This is a genomic window from Pseudonocardia sp., assembly GCF_050250275.1.
Classification (GTDB): Bacteria; Actinomycetota; Actinomycetes; order Mycobacteriales; family Pseudonocardiaceae; genus Pseudonocardia.
In genome coordinates this window covers 63,157-79,591 of record NZ_JBFWOY010000014.1, presented here as the reverse complement: position 1 = coordinate 79,591, position 16,435 = coordinate 63,157, and the positions used below count along the sequence as shown (strand labels likewise).

General features: G+C 75.0%; 13 protein-coding genes, 1 tRNA gene and 1 pseudogene. 7 read left to right on the top strand and 8 right to left on the bottom strand.

The annotated features are described in order from the left end of the window. Positions 1 to 31 precede the first annotated feature (31 nt). Together AB7F12_RS14575 and AB7F12_RS14570 are read left to right on the top strand one after the other, a co-directional pair. On the top strand, positions 32 to 790 hold the full coding sequence (locus AB7F12_RS14575) for an IclR family transcriptional regulator (RefSeq protein WP_428500040.1): 759 nt from the start codon (positions 32 to 34) through the stop codon (positions 788 to 790). Between the two features lie 263 nt (positions 791 to 1,053). Further along, complete coding sequence (locus AB7F12_RS14570; RefSeq protein WP_428500039.1) at positions 1,054 to 1,878, top strand: hypothetical protein; 825 nt, start codon at positions 1,054 to 1,056, stop codon at positions 1,876 to 1,878. Positions 1,879 to 1,992: 114 nt separating this feature from the next. Here AB7F12_RS14570 and AB7F12_RS14565 read toward each other — a convergent pair whose 3' ends face one another. Continuing rightward, entirely contained in the window at positions 1,993 to 3,279 is a 1,287-nt protein-coding gene (locus AB7F12_RS14565) for a competence/damage-inducible protein A (protein WP_428500038.1), read from the bottom strand. 65 nt (positions 3,280 to 3,344) lie between these two features. Continuing rightward, the gene (locus AB7F12_RS14560; protein ID WP_428500037.1) at positions 3,345 to 4,079 is read right to left on the bottom strand and encodes a hypothetical protein; all 735 of its coding nucleotides are present in this window, start codon (positions 4,077 to 4,079) and stop codon (positions 3,345 to 3,347) included. Positions 4,080 to 4,249: 170 nt separating this feature from the next. On the opposite strand from AB7F12_RS14560, the gene AB7F12_RS14555 reads away from it, so the two are divergent. Next, the gene (locus AB7F12_RS14555) at positions 4,250 to 4,909 is read left to right on the top strand and encodes a LuxR C-terminal-related transcriptional regulator (RefSeq protein WP_428500036.1); all 660 of its coding nucleotides are present in this window, start codon (positions 4,250 to 4,252) and stop codon (positions 4,907 to 4,909) included. Positions 4,910 to 4,989: 80 nt separating this feature from the next. Further along, positions 4,990 to 5,367, top strand: coding sequence for a PASTA domain-containing protein (locus AB7F12_RS14550; RefSeq protein ID WP_428500035.1), 378 nt, complete (start codon positions 4,990 to 4,992; stop codon positions 5,365 to 5,367). 233 nt (positions 5,368 to 5,600) lie between these two features. On the opposite strand, the gene AB7F12_RS14545 is transcribed toward AB7F12_RS14550, so the two are convergent. The 5 genes from AB7F12_RS14545 to AB7F12_RS14525 form a co-directional block, all read right to left on the bottom strand. After that, on the bottom strand, positions 5,601 to 7,235 hold the full coding sequence (locus AB7F12_RS14545; protein ID WP_428500033.1) for a trypsin-like peptidase domain-containing protein: 1,635 nt from the start codon (positions 7,233 to 7,235) through the stop codon (positions 5,601 to 5,603). 184 nt (positions 7,236 to 7,419) lie between these two features. Then, a complete protein-coding gene (locus AB7F12_RS14540; RefSeq protein ID WP_428500032.1) occupies positions 7,420 to 9,777 on the bottom strand; it encodes an FtsX-like permease family protein in 2,358 nt (785 codons plus the stop codon). After that, the gene (locus AB7F12_RS14535) at positions 9,770 to 11,437 is read right to left on the bottom strand and encodes a GAF domain-containing sensor histidine kinase (protein WP_428516583.1); all 1,668 of its coding nucleotides are present in this window, start codon (positions 11,435 to 11,437) and stop codon (positions 9,770 to 9,772) included. Before AB7F12_RS14535 ends, AB7F12_RS14540 begins: the two co-directional genes overlap by 8 nt. Continuing rightward, on the bottom strand, positions 11,434 to 12,228 hold the full coding sequence (locus AB7F12_RS14530) for an ABC transporter ATP-binding protein (RefSeq protein ID WP_428502235.1): 795 nt from the start codon (positions 12,226 to 12,228) through the stop codon (positions 11,434 to 11,436). The genes AB7F12_RS14535 and AB7F12_RS14530 overlap by 4 nt, the downstream gene beginning before the upstream one ends. A 139-nt stretch (positions 12,229 to 12,367) precedes the next feature. After that, positions 12,368 to 13,216, bottom strand: a complete 849-nt coding sequence (locus AB7F12_RS14525) for an alternative oxidase (RefSeq protein ID WP_428502234.1) — start codon at positions 13,214 to 13,216, stop codon at positions 12,368 to 12,370. A gap of 279 nt (positions 13,217 to 13,495) precedes the next feature. Between AB7F12_RS14525 and AB7F12_RS14520 the strand changes: the two genes are divergently transcribed. The 3 genes from AB7F12_RS14520 (at position 13,496) to AB7F12_RS14510 (ending at position 15,445) form a co-directional block, all read left to right on the top strand. After that, a complete protein-coding gene (locus AB7F12_RS14520; protein WP_428502233.1) occupies positions 13,496 to 13,888 on the top strand; it encodes an STAS domain-containing protein in 393 nt (130 codons plus the stop codon). Positions 13,889 to 13,904: 16 nt separating this feature from the next. Further along, positions 13,905 to 14,000: transfer RNA gene (locus tag AB7F12_RS14515), tRNA-Sec, on the top strand. Positions 14,001 to 14,113: 113 nt separating this feature from the next. Next, positions 14,114 to 15,445 carry an amidase gene (locus tag AB7F12_RS14510; protein WP_428502232.1) on the top strand — a complete coding sequence of 444 codons (1,332 nt, stop codon included), beginning with the start codon at positions 14,114 to 14,116 and terminating at the stop codon, positions 15,443 to 15,445. A gap of 123 nt (positions 15,446 to 15,568) precedes the next feature. On the opposite strand, the pseudogene AB7F12_RS14505 reads toward AB7F12_RS14510, so the two are convergent. Continuing rightward, positions 15,569 to 16,339, bottom strand: a pseudogene (locus AB7F12_RS14505) (alkaline phosphatase PhoX); the annotation flags it as partial. Positions 16,340 to 16,435: the final 96 nt, after the last annotated feature.

Here is a 16,435-nt window from a genome sequence, read left to right as displayed (position 1 = left end):
CGACTCGACCATGCTTCCACTGAACGGAAGGATGGGCAGGGTGGCGACGGTGACCGCGCGGGTCCTCGACGTGCTGGCGGCGTTCAGCGCCGACCGTCCGCGGCTCACGCTGTCCGAGCTGGCCGTCCGCGCGGGACTGCCCCTGAGCACGGCGCACCGGCTCGTCGGGGAGCTCGCGGCGTGGGGCGCGCTCGAACGCGGTGACGACGGTCGCTACCACGTGGGGTTACGGCTGTGGGAGGTCGGCGCGCTGGCCCCGCGCAGCCTCGGGCTGCGGGAGACGGCGATGCCGTTCCTGGAGGACCTCTACGAGGTGACGCGGCAGAACGTGCAGCTGGCGGTGCTCGACGGGACGGAGGTCGTGTACGTCGAGCGGCTGTCGGGCCGGGCGTCGGTGCACGTGTTCACCCGCGTCGGCGGCCGGCTGCCGCTGCACGCCACCGGGGTCGGGCTGGTGCTGCTCGCCCACGCCGACCCGGAGCTGCGCGAGCGGGTGCTGGGGGCGCCGTTGCGGCGCTACACGGAGAAGACGGTCTGCGACCCGGGCGAGCTGCGCCGGATGCTCGCCGACGTCCGCACCACCGGCGTGGCGATCAGCGACGGGCAGATCGAGCTCATCTCGCTGAGCGTCGCTGCCCCGGTGCGGGCCCCGAACGGCGAGGTGGTCGCGGCACTGTCCGTCGTGGTCCCGGCGGACGGCACGAACCCGCATTCGTTCGTGCCCGCCGTCCGGGCGGCCGCGCGCGGGATCTCCCGCGCACTGACCCAGAGCGACCATCACCTTGCGTGAGCAATTCCTCGATCGAGCGTCACGGTTCGTGGTGACTATGCGCCAGTTTGTCTGATTCAGCCGGGAATCATGTGAGCTGGGTCATAACGGAGCAATTTTCGTAACCCCTTCGAGTGGCCCTCGTTGGAGTGATCGACGCGGTGATGCTCACCGCCCATCCCCCGCCGGCCCGACCGCGACACCGAACTCCCGAGTTCGTCCACAGTGGATGAACTATCGGACGCGGAACGACCGGTGATGCGAGATCACGAGGAGAACGTCGGATGCAGATCACCAAGACCGCTCGCCGCGCCGCCGTCGGTGCCGTCGTCGCCCTGCCGCTGGTCCTCGGCGTCCCGGGCGTCGCGTTCGCGGGCGGCAACGGTCACGGTGGCGGCCACAGCGGTGGCTACAACGGTGGTGGCCACGGTGGTGGCGGCCACGGTCACGGCGGCGGGCACAACGGTGGCGGGCACAACGGTGGCGGGCACGGCGGCCACGAGGGCGGCGGCCACGGTGGCGGCGGCAACGGTGGCGGCCGCGACAACGACTGCGACACCTCGCAGACCGCCGCCCAGGGTGGCAGCCTCGCCGACGTCACCGCCGCGGTGAACCCGGCGCTCAACGTCGGCAACATCCTCAACCTCTTCGGCACCCAGGCGCAGAACGCCGTGGCGGACAACAACACCAACTCCGGCATCCAGCAGTTCGGCTGCGGCGACGGCCGCGGCCAGGGCGCCTTCCAGGCCGGCGACCTCGTCTCCGCGCTGGTCGGCGTGAACCCCGCCGCGAACGTCGGCAACATCGGCAACGTCGGCGGCACCCAGATCCAGAACGCCGAGGCGGACAACAACACCAACTCCGGCATCCAGCAGGCCGCCTCCGGCCGCCACCAGCGCGGCGACGACGACCGCCGCGGCGGGCGCCACCAGCGCGGCGGCCACGACGGCGCCGACCAGACCGCCGTGCAGGGCCCGAACCTGATCGGCATCACCGCCGACGTCTCGCCCGCCCTCAACGTCGGCAACATCCTCAACCTCGGTGGCACGCAGCTGCAGAACGCCGACGCGAACAACAACACCAACTCGGGTGTGCAGCAGGGGCGCTGACACACCCCGGCGACGGCGGGGGCCGACGCCAGGCGAAGGGCCGGTGGTGCGCTGGGGCGACCACCGGCCCTTCCGCGCGTCGCCCCGGTGCCCCGGGCCGGGCGCGCCCCGGGGTCAGGCACCCCGCGGCGCCACCGCGCGCAGGATCAGGTGCATCGCCGTGTCCACCGACCGCTCCCGGACGTCGGCCCGGCTCCCACGCAGCTGCGGATCCCGCGCCAGGACCGTGCCGTCCGACGTCGTCACGCAGAAACAGACGTACCCGACCGGCTTCGCCGCCGTCCCCCCACCCGGGCCCGCGACGCCCGTGATGCCCACGCCCACATCGGCACCGAACCGTTCCCGCGCCCCGTCGGCCAGCGCCCGCGCCACCTCCGGCGACACCGCCCCGTGCGCGGCGATCATCGCCGCCGGGACACCGAGCAGCGCGGTCTTCGCCTCGTTCGAGTAGGCGACGACCCCGCCCGCCACGTACGCCGACGACCCCGCCCGGTCGACGAGCCGCCCCGCCAGCAGACCCCCCGTGCAGGACTCCCCCGTCGCGACCGTCAACCCCCTGTCCAGCAACGCCTGCGCCACCAGCTCGTCGACCGTCGCGCCCACCGCCGACACCAGGTTGCGGGCGTGGCGCTCGACGATCAGCGCCGCCAGCTGCTCGGCGACCGCCTCCGCGCCCGGCCGCGGCCGCAGGTCCACCTCCAGCTCCGACCGCCGCAGGCACGTCCCGACCTCGACACCGGACAGGTCCAGCGGCACCTCCCGCAGCGTCGCCGCGATCTCCGACTCCGGCAGGCCGAAGAACCGCAGCAGCCGCGCGTTCGCCGGCGGGACCGTCGCCAGCATCGTCGCGACCGCGGGCGCCGCCATCGCCGCCGGCCACATCCCCTGCAGCTCACGCGGCGGCCCCGGCAGCACCACCACCAGCGGGCCGCCCGGGCGGTCCACCACCAGCCCCGGCGCCGTCCCCACCGGCGCCAGCGCCGTCGCACCGCGCGGGACGAGCGCCTGCTTGCGGGTCGCCTCGTCGAGCGCCGGACCCGCGAACCCCGTCCGGGCACCCCAGTCGGCCAGGATCTCCTCGATCCGGGCGCGCATCGCCTCGTCGGGCTCCAGCTCCACGCCGGCGAACCCCGCTACCACCTCGGCGGTCAGGTCGTCGGCCGTCGGACCCAGACCCCCGCTGGTGACGATCAGCGCCACCCCCGCACCGGCCAGGAACTCCAACGCGCGCACCAGGTCGTCGGGCCGGTCGCCGGCCGACACGACGTGCGCGACCTCGAACCCCAGATCCGCCAGCCGCCGCGCCAGCCACGGCCCGTTCGCGTCGCTGATCGCCCCCGTCAACAGCTCGCTGCCCGTCACGACGATCCCGGCGCGTGGCCGGTCGGCTCCCTCACCCATGGGTGAACCGTAAAACGCCCCCGTGAGTGGCGACAGTCGCCACTCACGGGGGGAGGTTGCGGGGATCAGGCGTCCTTGCGGCCCGTCACCCACTGCGCGTCGCTCATCCGCAGCGCCGCCACCCCGACCGAGACCACGAACAGCCCGAGGCACGCCCCGGACGCGATGTTGGCGATCGGGTCGACACCCAGCACGATCGGCAGCACCACACCGGCCACCAGCGGCAGCGCCATCACCCAGTGTGCGAACCCGGCGCGCCAGGCGGCGATCGTCGCCACCAGGAAACCGACGAACATCATCATGATGAACGGGCCGCCCACCAGCGCACCCAGGGGCAGCTCCTGCGCCGCGTCCGACGCCTTCACCGCGAGGTCCGCCGGCAACGTCTGACGCATCGCCATGTCGTAGAAGTCCGTGACCAGCAGGCCCGGCAACGCCAGCGCGCCGATCGCCGAGAGCCCGATGCCGAGCGTCCCGCCGACGCGCCACCGCCGCCGCGTCATCGCCGCGAACGCCACCAGCACCGGGATGAAGGCCATGTAGCCGAAGTGCAACAGCACCGCCGCGATCTGGCTCTGCACCGGGTTCGACACCAGCGAGGCCAGGTAGTCGGCCTTCGACGGGCTCGCCTCCCACACCGTCGCCGCGAACCCGGCCGCGGTCAGCACCCCGCCGACGATCGCGACCGAGCCGATGGCGCGGCGGCGGAACCGGGTGGCGGGAGCGACCTCGACGCTGCTCGTGGCAGCAGCCGCGGCGGCGACGGTCGGGGCGTTGGTGGCGGCGGTCGTGGCGGTCATCGTGAGCTCCTGGGAGGTCGTCGGGGCCGATCTGCTGGGGACAACCCTGCCGCCGCAACAGGTCCCGCCCGACCCTGCAGCCACGAGGATCCGGTGTGCGCCCCACCCGACCCCACGGGGTGTGGCCACCACACCTGTGCGGGCCGGGAGGCTTCCCTAGAGTTGGGGGTGTGACGATCAGTGTGGTTCTGGCCGAGGACAACGCGCTGCTGCGCCACGGGCTGGTCAGGCTCGTCGGTGCCGACGACGATCTCGAGCTCGTCGGCTCGGCCGCCGACCTCCCCGGACTGCGCGCGCTCGTCGACGAGCACCGGCCACGGGTCGTCGTCACCGACATCCGGATGCCCCCCACCAACACCGACGAGGGCATCTCCTTCGCCGCCGACCTGCGCACCAGCAGCCCCGACACCGGCGTCATCCTGCTCAGCCAGTACGCCGAGGCCACCTACGCCCTCAAGCTCCTCGCCGAGGGCACCGCGCGGCGCGGGTACCTGCTCAAGGAACGCGTCGCCGACGGCGCCGAGCTCAACGAGGCCATCCACCGCGTCGCCGACGGCGGCTCCGTCATCGACCCGACCGTCATCGAAGGCCTCGTCAACGCCCAGCGCGCCAAGCCCTCCGAGCTCGACAAGCTCACCCCCCGCGAGCTCGAGGTCCTCGGGGAGATGGCGCAGGGCAAGGCCAACGCCTCCATCGCCGCCGCCCTCGTCCTGTCCGAGCGCGCGATCGAGAAGCACACCAACTCGATCTTCTCCAAGCTCGGCCTGTCCGAGGAGCGCGACCTCAACCGCCGCGTCAGCGCCGTGCTCGTCTACCTGCAGAACTCGTAGCCCGGCCGCCGCCGGCCGTAACGTGTCCGGCACCGCACGCGAACACGTCGTGCCGGGCCGGACGACCGACGGGAGCGACCGTGCCGAACCGTGCCGCCGCGCTCGTCGTCGGGCTGCTCGTCGCCCTCGGGCCGGCCGCCTGCGGCGGAAGCGCCGCCGCGCCCGCGACGACCGTGACCGTCACTGCCCCGGGCGCCGGCGACGCCCCGCTGCCGGGCCCGCCGCCGTCGACGGCACCCGCGGTCGTCGCGATCCCCGACCTCGTCGGCCGCAACGGCGCGATCGCCCGGAACACGCTGCAGGAGCTGGGCTTCGCCGAGGTCCGCCTCGCCGCCGACCCGAGGTCCGGCCGCTCCGTCGTCGTGCTCCCGGAGAACTGGACCGTCACCAAGGTGGAGCCCGCCCCAGGCACCGCCGTCCCGACGACGCAGCTGGTCGTCGTCACCATGACGAAGTAGCCGCCCGCAACCTCACTGCTCCACCTCGGCCACCGGCCGACCGTGAGGTTGCGCGCGTGAGCCCGGCGACCGCGTCAACAGCGGGACCGCGCGGGCGGCGGGCGGGCGGCGCGTACAGGGCGCTCGGGTGGGAGGCGCCGGGGCGCTCCGCACCGGGCGGCACCCGCAACGGCCGAGGGGCCGGCCGGGGTGTCTCCCGGCCGGCCCCTCGGGGTCGGGTCGTGCTGTCGCGGTCAGCCGCGGGGGCGGCCGCAGGTGGAGCAGGCGGCGGCGTCGGGTGCCAGGGTCGTGCCGCAGGTACCGCAGCCGACCGGGGCGGGGTGGTCGACGACCACCGTCGTGGCGCCCGGGTCGAAGGTCGCGTCGGCGGGCGCGTACGGGGCCGGGCGGTAGAGGGCGCCGTCCTGCTGCCAGCCCTGCCGCTGGTCCACGACCGGGAACCCGGCCGGCGGGCTCGCCGGCTGCGCCGGAGCGGGGCGGCCCGGGTCCGGGCGGTAGCCCTGCGGCGGGGCGGGCCGGTACTGCGGCGGCTGCGCGAAGCCCTGCTGCGCCGGGTACTGCGCCGGGTGGTGCTGCGGGTAGCCGGGCCCGGCGACGGGCAGGTGCGGGTTCGCCCCGGTCATCGCGGGGGTCGAGCCGCCGGAGCGGCGCTTGCGGGAGACCAGGACCATCGTCAGCACCCCACCGATGACGACGACCGCGCCACCGCCGATGAGCGACCACATCAGGATCGGCGACATGCCCTCGGCGGCGGGCGGCGCGACGGGGACGTCACCGAACTTGTCGCGGGCCTTGGCGGCGAGCGTCTTGTACTGGGTGGCCTGGGCGTGCTGCGGGTGGACCTGCAGGAGCTTGTCGAAGCCCGCGATGGCGTCGCTGTAGTGGCCGGCGTAGTACGCGTCGAGGGCGGTGCGGAAGTTCCTGTCCTCCGGGCCGAGCTCGTTGCGGACGCCGTTGCGCGACAGCAGCTCCGAGAGGCCGTTGGAGGGGGCGATGAAGTTGAAGGCCTGCGACTCGGAGGCGGGCTTGAAGCTGTTGACGCCGATGACGCGGCCGTCGAGGCCGACGGTCGGGCCCCCGCTCATGCCACCGGACAGGGCGGCGCTGGTCTCGTAGACAGGGACCGTGCCGAGGGTCTTCTTGGAGCTGACCTGGCCGTCCTTGTTGGAGGGTTCGAGGCTGGCGTCGGTGACGGCGTCGGCGCTGGCCGGGTAGCCGATGGACAGCACGGGGGTGCCGATCTGGACGTCGGCGTCGGTGGCGAGCTCGACGCTCGGGAGGTCGGTGGTCTCGACCTTCAGGAGGGCGACGTCGCCCTGGTCGAGGGGCCGGTAGTCGACGACCCGGGCGGGCAGTGCGTTGGCGTTGGTGTTCGAGCCGGTGATGACGGAGATCTGGGCGTCGATGGGCGAGCCCTTGGTGGCGCCCTCGACGGACCAGTTGGCCATGCCGAACTGGTAGGCGGTGGCGAGGTCGATGCCCGGGATGGCGGCGACGACCTGCTGGGCGGCGGCCAGGACGAACTCGGACTTGATGCCCTGCGCGGTCGAGGTGTCGACGCAGTGGCCGGCGGTGGCGACGTAGCCGTTGGGGTTGACGCCGAAGCCGGTGCAGGTGGTGCTGAGCTGGTAGGGGGCGCCGTTGTTGAAGAAGGTGCCGGTCTCGTCGGCGACGTAGCCGGTGAAGGTGCTGGTCAGGTAGGTGATGGCGGGGCGGACGGCGGCGGCGGTCTTCTCGGTGGCGGTCGCCGCCTGGGGTGACCCCGGCGGGGCCGAGGTCTGCGCCGTCGCGGGTGCGGCGGCGATGAGTGCGGCGGCGACGGCGGCGGCACCGACGGTGGCCACGCGGGACAGGGTGCGCAGTGCCATGGTGGGGGTCCTTCCTCGACCGAGTCCGTGTGCGGTTCGCCGGTGCCTCGGGGCTGTCGTGCTGACATCGAGAACGATGCCGCCCGGAGGGGTCCGGTTCGAGGTTGGTTCCAGGCCGGTGCGGGGGCGCGTTCCCGCGGGGGCAGGGTGCGGTTTTCCACACCCCCGTTGAGTGGTGACCAGGTCAGCCGGTGGCCAGCGCCACGGCCGGTGGGGTGCGGGCGGCCCGCGCGGCGGGGGCCAGCGACAGCAGCAACGCCCCGGCGAGAACGGCGGGGACGATGACGACGAGGAGCCGGCCGGGGACGGCGAGGTCGCCCGCGACACCGGTGGCCGTCGCGAGCTGCCACCACAGGACCCGTGCGGCGCCGAGGCCGAGGGGGACCCCGACGACGAGCGCGGGCAGCACGGTGGTGGCGGCCATGACGGCGAGGGTGGCGCGGACCTGCCCCGGGGTGGCGCCCAGCACGGACAGGACGGCGACCTCGCGGGCGTGCCGGCGGCCGGAGGTGAGCAGGGCATGGACCAGCCCGGACCCGGCGACGACGGCGAGCACGAGGGCGAGCAGCTCGGGCAGGGTGACGAGGTCGGCGAGGTTGCCGACGGCCGTCGGCACCGTGCGTTGGAACACCTCGAGGCCCTGGCTGAGCTCGGCGAACAGGGCGTCGGCTGTGCCGGGGGCGGCGAGCACGGTGGCGTCGTAGAGGGGCTGGCCGGGGGTGACGGCACGCATGACGCCGGGGGTGACGACGGCGCCGTCGCCGATCCCGCTGTGGTTCTGCGAGATGAGGACCGCCTTCCCGACGATCCGCAGGGCGATGGTGCCGCCGTGGACGCGGCGGACCTCGAGGGTGTCGCCGACGTCGACCCCCAGGCGTGAGGCGAGCCGTGGCCCGACGGCGACCTCGTCGTCGGCGGCCGGCATCCGTCCGCCCGCGACGGCGATCGGCATGTGTCCCTTGCGGACGTCGCGGCTGGCGACCTCGATGTACTCGCCGTCGGCGAGCTCGGCCGTGCCCGCGGCGCCGACGTCGAGGGCGGCGACGCGGGGGTCGGCGACGATGCGGCCGATGTCGTGTTCGCGGGCGTCGACGATGGTGAGGTCGGCGGCCTGCCCGTAGCGGGCGGGGGTGTCGACGAGGCGTTGCAGGCTGGCCCCGAACGCGACGGCGGCGACGACGCCCGCCATGGCGAGCGAGGCGGCGACGACCGTCGCGACGGCGGGGACGCCTCCGCGGCCGAGGCGTCCGTGCATGGCCAGCCGCATCCCGAGCACGGCGGCGGGCCAGCGCCGGAAGGGGTTGATCGCGGCGGCGCGCACGGGTGGGACGACGGCGGCGCGCCGGCGGCCGGCGATCGCGGCGGCCGCGGCGACCACGAGCACGAACACGACGGCGGTGCCGATCGCGCCGAGCACCGCGAGCGCCCAGGCGGGCCGGAACCCCGGGGCGGGTTCGAAGCGGGCCTGGCTGCCGAGCGGTTCGAGCCAGCCGGAGGCGAGCGCGGCCCCACCGGCGACGATCCCGGCGACGACGGCGGCTCCCGCGGCGGCGAGGGCGCGGGCGGCGGTGCGTTCGCTCGCGCGCATGCCCAGGGCGGACTCGACGCGCTGGGTCCCGCCGCGGGTGCCGTGGTGGCGCAGCATCGTCTGGCCGAGGACCTGCAGCCCGCCGAGGGCGAGGACGACGACGAACAGGATCAGGCCGCCGACGAGGACCTGTTCGGCGGCGCGCACGGACGGGTCGACGGTCGCGCTGGGCAGCTCGACGGTGTGCGGCAGGTACTGGCTGACCACCGACGGCGAGATCTGGTCGACGACGGCGGCGGTGCGGGCGAAGGCGGCGCTGAATCGCTGGGCGGCGTCGGCGTCGGCGGTGAACCGCACGTAGATCGAGTAGCCGACGATGTCGGGCAGGAACTTCGCGGCGAACGCCGGGCCGGCCTGGACGTTGGCGAGCGCTCCGCCCCACGAGGGCATGCGGGCGATCCCGACGACGCGCACGCTCGTCGTCGGGCCTGCGGGTGGGCCGAAGCCGACGTCGAACTTGGAGACCTGGTCGAGCGTCAGCATCCCGAGGGTGAGGGTGGCGCCGATGCCGAGTCCGCTGCTCTGCGCGAGGGGTTCGCTGATGATGATCTCGTCGGGGGCGTCGCGGGCGGGGGCGCGGCCGTCGATGATCACGGGGTCGACGAGGGCCTCGTGTGCGGTGGTGGGGGCGCCGATGGAGACGAACCGCAGCGCGGGCCCGTCGAGCTGGGCGATCCAGGTCTCGTCGGTGCGGGCCTGCGCGACGGCGGGCAGGGACGGGACGGCGGCGGCGAGCTGCGGCTGGTCGGCGGCGACGAGGGCGCGTGCGTCGTCGAGGTGCACGGCCTCGACGAGTCGCGGGTAAGCGGTGGCGGTGCGTCCGGCGAGCCCGATGCCGCCGAGGACGATGCCCGCGACCAGCCCGAACACCAGGCCCATGAGCAGGGTCGCCCGCCAGCCGACGCGGAGCTCGGCGCGGGCGACGGCGCGGATCGCGCCGAACGCGTCACCCATGCCGGGGTGCGGTCGCGGCGACGCGGGCGGGAACGGTGACCGGACCGGTCACGGTGGTGACGGGCGCGACGGTGTGCAGGGGCACCCGCCCGCCGACGGTGGTGCCGCGGCCGGGGGCGGAGCTGAGCTCGAGGGTGCCGCCGATGGCGCCGAGCCGGTCGGCCATGTTCTGCATGCCGGCGCCCGCGGCCATGTTGTCGACGTCGCAGCCCGGCCCGGTGTCGACGACGGCGAAACGCAGCTCGTCGTCGTCCTCCTCCAGGGTGACGACGACGCTCGCGTCCGGAGCGTGCTTGGCGGCGTTCTGCAGGGCTTCGAGGCAGCAGAAGTAGACGGCGGCTTCGAGCTGTTCGCCGTGGCGGGTCAGGTGCTGGGTCGCGACGGTGACGTCGAGGGGGTTGCGTCGGGCGGCGGCGCGCAGGGCCTCGCCGAGCCCGGAGTCGCGCAGCAGCGGCGGGTAGATGCCGTGGGCGAGGTTGCGCAGCTCCTCGATGGACTCGCGCACACCCGTGTCGAGCTCGTCGAGCAGCTCCAGGTTGGCGGCGGTGTCGCCGGCCTCGGACAGGCTGTCGCGGACCAGCCGCAGCCCGACGGCGAGGGCGACGAGGTGCTGCTGGGCGCCGTCGTGGAGGTCGCGTTCGATGCGGCGGCGTTCGGCGTCGGCGGTGCGGACGAGGCGGCCGCGGGAGGCCTGCAGGTCGGCGTTGGAGCGGCGCAGGTCGGCGAGGGTGGCCTGGAGGGCCTCGTCGAGGGCGCGGTTGCGCAGCACGATCGCGAGCCGGCGGGCGACCTCGGCGAGGGCGCGTTCGTCGGCGGCGGTGAACTGGTCGGCGTCGACGGGTCGTTCGACGACGACGAGGGCGAGCACCCGGCCGCCGTGGACGGCGGGGGCGAGGCGCAGCTGGGTGGTGGTGCCGTCGGCGTCGTGCTCGGCGAGCAGGCGGGGCAGCCACAGCCGTAGCCAGCCGGGACCGGCGACGCCGGCGCGTTCGAGGGTGGCCATCTCGGTGGCGTCGAGCGGGGCCGGGGGTGGGAGCTCCTCGTAGGGTTCGGGGACGACGAGCCCACGGTGCAGCCCGGGGGCGTCGGGGACGCCCGTCCAGATCTGGACGCTGGAGAGCCGCCAGTCGCGGCGCATGGTCTCGGCGAGGCGGCGCAGCAGGTCGTCGACGGGGGTGCCGCGGCCCGCGCGTTCGGCGAAGTCGGCGAGCAGCTCGTCGGGTGAGCGGCGGGTGCCGAGCAGCGACATGCGGGCGGCCCGCCCGGCGCGCCGGCCGAGCGGCCCCGCGAGGGTCGCGACCAGCAGCATTCCGAGCAGGGCCGGGTCGACGAGGTCCTGCTGCGCCCCCGACGGCAGCTTGCCCAGGGCGAGCAGGGTGAGGACGAGCCCGGCGTCGACGGCGACGGCCAGCCCGGCGAAGTCGGCGGCGGCGACGAGCACGGTGGTGCTGGCGCGGCGGGCGCGGGCGTTGAACCCGGCGGCGACGGCGATCACGACCGGGGCCACGGCCAGGACCGCGGACACCCACAGCGGGGGGCCGCCGCGCAGCAGCCCGACGCACACGGCGACCGACGCGATCCCGGTCCCGACGACGAGCCCGGACAGCAGCAGCGACCGGCGGGCGCGGCGGCCCGGCGCGGCGGAGGCGGCGCGGATCACGGCAGGTCTCCCGCGGTGTCGGGGCCGTCGTCGAGCAGCACACCGTCGCGCATCCGCACGATCCGTTGCGCACCTCCGGCGACGTCGGCGCTGTGGGTGACCATCAGGATCGTCTGGCCGTCGCGGTGCAGGCGGGTGAACAGGTCGAGGACCTCGGCGGCGCCGTCGGAGTCGAGCGCGCCGGTGGGTTCGTCGGCGAGCAGGAGTGTGGGCCGGTTGGCGAGCGCGCGGGCGATCGCGACGCGCTGGCGCTGCCCACCGGACAGCGCCGCGGGCCGCTCCCCCTGTTTCTCCAGCAGGCCGAGGGTGTCGAGGAGGTCGCGGGCCCGTTCGGTGGCCTCGGCGGGTTTCGCGCCGGCCACGAGCGCGGCGAGCGCGACGTTCTCCAGCGCGGACATGTGGTCGATGAGGTGGAAGAACTGGAAGACGAGGCCGACGTGGCGGCGTCGCAGCCGCGCGAGCCGGGCCCCGCCGAGCTCCTCGGTGCGGACCCCGGCCAGCGTCACCGATCCCTCGTCGGCCCGGTCGAGGCCGGCGAGCAGGTGCAGCAGTGTCGACTTCCCGCTGCCGGAGGGGCCCATGAGGGCGACGAACTCGCCGTGCCCGACGGTGAGGTCGACCCCGCGCAGGGCCCGGACGGGGGCGGTCTCGGCCTCGTAGGTCTTGCGCAGGCCGCGCACGACCAGTTCGGGCGGGGCGGTTGCCGGCCCGGCGGCGTCGGGGGCCGCCTCGGGGACGGCGTCGGGTACGGGGACGACCGCCCGCGCCGTCGCCTCGAAACTCGCGCTCACCGCCACCACCACATCCCGACTGCTGTCCGTCCGGCGCCGGCCGACGTCCGGATCGTCGGAACGGGCCCCGGATCCGTTACCCGGTGCCCGTTCCGACGAACTGTCCCGTTCGCGATCATCCTCGACCCGGCGGGCCGGGTCAGCCCAGCTTGTCCTCGCGCAGGTAGCGCTCCGACTCCTGCTTGTGCATCCGCTCGTCGTACCCGATCTGTCGCAGCAGGTCGGCCAGGGACCCCTGGGCGCCGTACTGCGCGGCGAAGACGGAGCCGTGCGCCCGGTGCTCGAACTCGGGGTGCTCGGCGACGAACTCGGCGTACTCGTGCTCGGCGTGGTCCTCGAAGTCGGCGTTGAGCCGGTAGCTCCAGCGCGGCGCGAGGACGAACAGCAGCCAGGAGGTGTGGTAGTAGCCGACCGCCATCAGCCACGGCAGGAACCGGTAGCGGAACGCGTTGAGCGTCCGCCCGCTCTGCCCGACCAGCTCGGCGGTGATGAGCAGGTGCCACTGCTCGTTGTCCTGCTGCTCGCGGTTCTCCTCGATGCGCTCACGGATGCGGGCCGCCACACCCATGTCCCGGTGGCGGCGGGTCAGCGCGCGGTAGGCCGCGTTCTCCCAGATCTGGTACGGGATGCGGGCGACGATCTCCAGGACCTGGAACTTCTCCATGGTGCGGCGGCGGCCGTAGAGCAGGTCCATCGTCGCGAACAGCAGCTTCGCGACGAGGCTGTAGCGGCGCCGCGGCGCGAGGAGGGTGGCGTCCTGTTCGCGGCGCAGCGCCCGGCGGCCGAGCCTGGGTGTCTCGGCGGCGGTCGTCGGGCCGGGGCCGGCACCGGCGGGCGACGCGGGGACGCTCGCGTCGGCGGGGGCCGGGACGGGCCGGGCCACGTGGCGCGGCGACGGGAAGCCCGGGAGGAACTCGACCGTCGGCATCGGGTCGGTGGCGGAGTCGGTGGCGTGACGGGTGGCGTCGGCAAGGGTCGGGGCGCTCATCGTGGTGCTCCTCGTCGGGTGTCCGGTCCGGCCCTGCTGCCGTCCCGGTGACGAGGTGAACTCTGCCCGCCGCGGCCGTCGCCGGAGATCATGCTGCCCGGCCGGTTCGGGGTGTGGCGAGTACACCCACCGGCGGCGGCGACCACCCCGTCGGAGGGCCGTCCGGGCGTGCCCGGGGGGCGTGTTGTGTGGTGCTCCGGGCGGGTCGTAGGGTTGGCGCGCGGTTGAGAACAACAGTCCGCGTCACCTGTCCGGAGAGCCCGAGGAGCGACGGTGCGCATGAACGGTGAGACGGGCGGACCTGCCGACGAGGTCGGCGAGCCCACCGCCGAGGTCATCCGTTTCGACGCCGTCGAGCACGGCGACGGGGCGGTCGTCCTCCATGTCAGCGGCGAGGTCGACACGCTGACGGCGCCCATGCTGTCCGAGCGCATCGCCGACCGGCTCCCCACGGCGAACCTGCTGGTCCTCGACCTGTCGTCGGTGACGTTCCTCGGTTCGGCCGGTCTCGCGGCGCTCGTCGCGGCCAAGGACGACGCGCAGCAGCAGGGCCGGCGGCTCACGCTGGTGTGCGGCTCCCGGATCGTCACGCGCGCGCTGGAGGCCACGGGCCTGCTCGGCCTGTTCGACACGGCCGACGGCGTGCCGGAGGCGCTGCGCCCCACGGCCTGACGGTCGGTGGCGCCGTGGAGGCGTCTGGGTGCCTGGTGGCCCCCGCGGTCTTCAACACCGACGTGGCCGAGCATCTCGGTCAGGCGGGTTCGATTCCCGTCCGCCTCCGCCATCCGGCCCGACCCGCGGCCGTACGGGTGAACGAGCCGCGTCGCGGTGATCGATCTCGGCGTCCTCCCGGCGGGTCGGTGCGGCCCCGACCGGCGCGGATGCCAGAGTGAGCCGATGGCGAGCGTGCTCTCCGACCGTGCCGGCCCGGACATGTCCGGGCTCGCGGGCGCCGACGCGGCGACGATCGCCGCGCACGTGCGTGACGGGGACGCCACCGCCGCCGACGTCGCCGACGCCCACCTGACCCGGATCGCCGCCGTCGACGCGCGGGTGGGGGCGTTCTGCGCCGTGGATCCCGAGCGGGTGCGCGCCGAGGCGACGGGGATCGACGCCCGCACCGACCGCTTCGCCCTGCCGCTGGCCGGGGTCCCGGTCGCGGTGGAGGACGACGTCGCGCTCGCCGGGGTGCCCACCGGGCACGGGGTGGTCGGCGACCGTCGCCGCGAGCCCGCGATCCGCGACGACGCGCTCGTCCGCCGCCTGCGCGCGGCGGGCGCGATCGTCCTGGGACGCACCAGGACCGCCGAGCTCGGCGTGTGCGGCTTCACCCGGATGGCGCCGGGTGCGGGCGGTCCGGTCGACATCGCGTTGCCGGCGTCGAACCCGTGCGGGGCCGGCGCGGCCGCGGTCGCCGCCGGCATGACCGCGTTGGCGTTGGGCCGTGACGGCGGCGGCTCGGTACGGCTGGCCGCGGCCTGGTGCGGGCAGGTCGGCCTCAAACCGGGTCACGGCACGCTGCCGCTGCCCGGTGGCGCCGAGGAACGCTGGTTCGGGCTCGCCGAGACCGGCCTCGTCGCCCGCACCGCGGCCGACGTCGCGCTGCTGTTCGAAGCCTTGTCCGCCACCACGATCGGCGACCTCGCGGCGGTCGGCATCCCGCGGCGGGTCGCGGTCTCCACGGCCAGCCCGTCGGGCCGGGGCAGGCTCGACCCCGCGCACCACGACGCGATCCGCAAGGCCGCGCGGCGGTTCACCGAGCTGGGCGTGCAGGCCGTGGACGCCGACCCGCCCTACCCGTCGGGGCTCGACCGCGAGTGGACCCGCCGCTGGCGTGCGGGGGTGGCGCAGGAGGCCGCCGCCCTGCGGGTCGACGACGGGGAGCTGGGCAGGCGCACGGCGGCGGTGGTCCGGCGCGGCCGTCGCGACCTGCGCCGCGCACGGGTCGTTCCCGGCACCGTGCACACGTGGCGCGACCGGATGGCGGGCTGGCTCGACGGGGGCCGCTACGACGTCCTCGTCCTGCCCGCGGTCGGGTCCCGGGCGCCCGCGATGCGCGGGTCGCGCCCCGTCCCGGTGCCCTACACGCAGGCCTGGAACCTCGCCGGGCTCCCCGCGCTCGTCGTCCCGGTCCGGTGGGGGGCCGCCCGGGTGCCGGTGCAGCTCGTCGGGCGACCGGGCAGCGAACCCCTCCTGCTGGCGACGGCCGCCTGCCTGCAGGGCCTGTGAGCGGCGATGGTCGTCGCAGCCACCGTCGCCCCTCGCCGCCCCGGTGGCACGGGACAGGTCGTCGACGTGCTTCCCGGCGCCGTCGGTCGCGCGCAGCGCGGCGAGCACACCGTCGACCGGGCCGAGCCGGCGCAGCGCCCCCTTGCCACCGGTGTGGCCGCGCGGCGGTGTCCAGCGGTAGAGCAGGCCGTTGGGCTTCGCGGAGTCCTCGGTCAGGTAGATCGCGCCGCTGCGCGGGTCGACCGCGGCCGCCTCGTGTTCGAAGCGGCCCAGGGCCTTGATCGGCTGCGGGTCGCGGTTGGCCCGCTGGTCGAACGGGTCCACCTCGAAGACGTACCCGTGGTCCTTGCCGAAACCGTCCTGACCGGCGCGGGCGTCGATCTCCTCGCAGGTCAGCCACGTGTCCCACGGCGTCTGCCCGCCCGCGCAGTTGGTCGCGGTGCCGGCGACACCGACCCGCTCCCGGGCCCGGCCACCGTCGCGACCGATCTCGACGATCGTGCAGCCACCGGCCGCGGCGGGGTCGTAGACGAGGCCGTCTACGTGCGGGACGGGCAGCTCGGTACCCCACGGCTCGCGGATCTCGTGGTTGGTGACGAGCACGGTCGCGCCGCCGCGGCCCCGGAACGCGCCGGTGCCGTCGTGGTTGCGCGGGGTGGGCTCACCCGACTCCAGCACGGTGCGCCCGGCCTCGGCGACGATCGAGTACCGGAACCCGGCGGGCAGCGCGAGGCGCTTCGCGGGGTCGGCGACGAGCGGCCCGTACCCCAGGGGGCTGCCGGGCGTGGCGGCGGCGGGTACGGCCTGCAGCGCGTCGACGCTGCCGATGAGCAGCACACCGGCGCCGACGGCCGCGGTGCGCCGGATGAAGTTGCGGCGGGACGGTTCGGTCATCTCGTCCTCGGCTCCTGATCCGCTCGTGGTGGCGAACAGGGACGCTGCAGGACGAAGTCGACGATCGGGTGAACGGGACGACCCTGGCGAGTGGCG

Excerpts from the sequence above, each read along its gene's own strand:
- AB7F12_RS14565 (WP_428500038.1), bottom strand. The coding sequence starts at position 3,279 with ATGGGTGAGGGAGCCGACCGGCCACGCGCCGGGATCGTCGTGACGGGC.
- AB7F12_RS14560 (WP_428500037.1), bottom strand. The coding sequence starts at position 4,079 with ATGACCGCCACGACCGCCGCCACCAACGCCCCGACCGTCGCCGCCGCG.
- AB7F12_RS14540 (WP_428500032.1), bottom strand. The coding sequence starts at position 9,777 with ATGGGTGACGCGTTCGGCGCGATCCGCGCCGTCGCCCGCGCCGAGCTC.
- AB7F12_RS14545 (WP_428500033.1), bottom strand. The coding sequence starts at position 7,235 with ATGGCACTGCGCACCCTGTCCCGCGTGGCCACCGTCGGTGCCGCCGCC.
- AB7F12_RS14520 (WP_428502233.1), top strand. The coding sequence starts at position 13,496 with ATGAACGGTGAGACGGGCGGACCTGCCGACGAGGTCGGCGAGCCCACC.
- AB7F12_RS14575 (WP_428500040.1), top strand. The coding sequence starts at position 32 with ATGGGCAGGGTGGCGACGGTGACCGCGCGGGTCCTCGACGTGCTGGCG.
- AB7F12_RS14510 (WP_428502232.1), top strand. The coding sequence starts at position 14,114 with ATGGCGAGCGTGCTCTCCGACCGTGCCGGCCCGGACATGTCCGGGCTC.
- AB7F12_RS14525 (WP_428502234.1), bottom strand. The coding sequence starts at position 13,216 with ATGAGCGCCCCGACCCTTGCCGACGCCACCCGTCACGCCACCGACTCC.
- AB7F12_RS14570 (WP_428500039.1), top strand. The coding sequence starts at position 1,054 with ATGCAGATCACCAAGACCGCTCGCCGCGCCGCCGTCGGTGCCGTCGTC.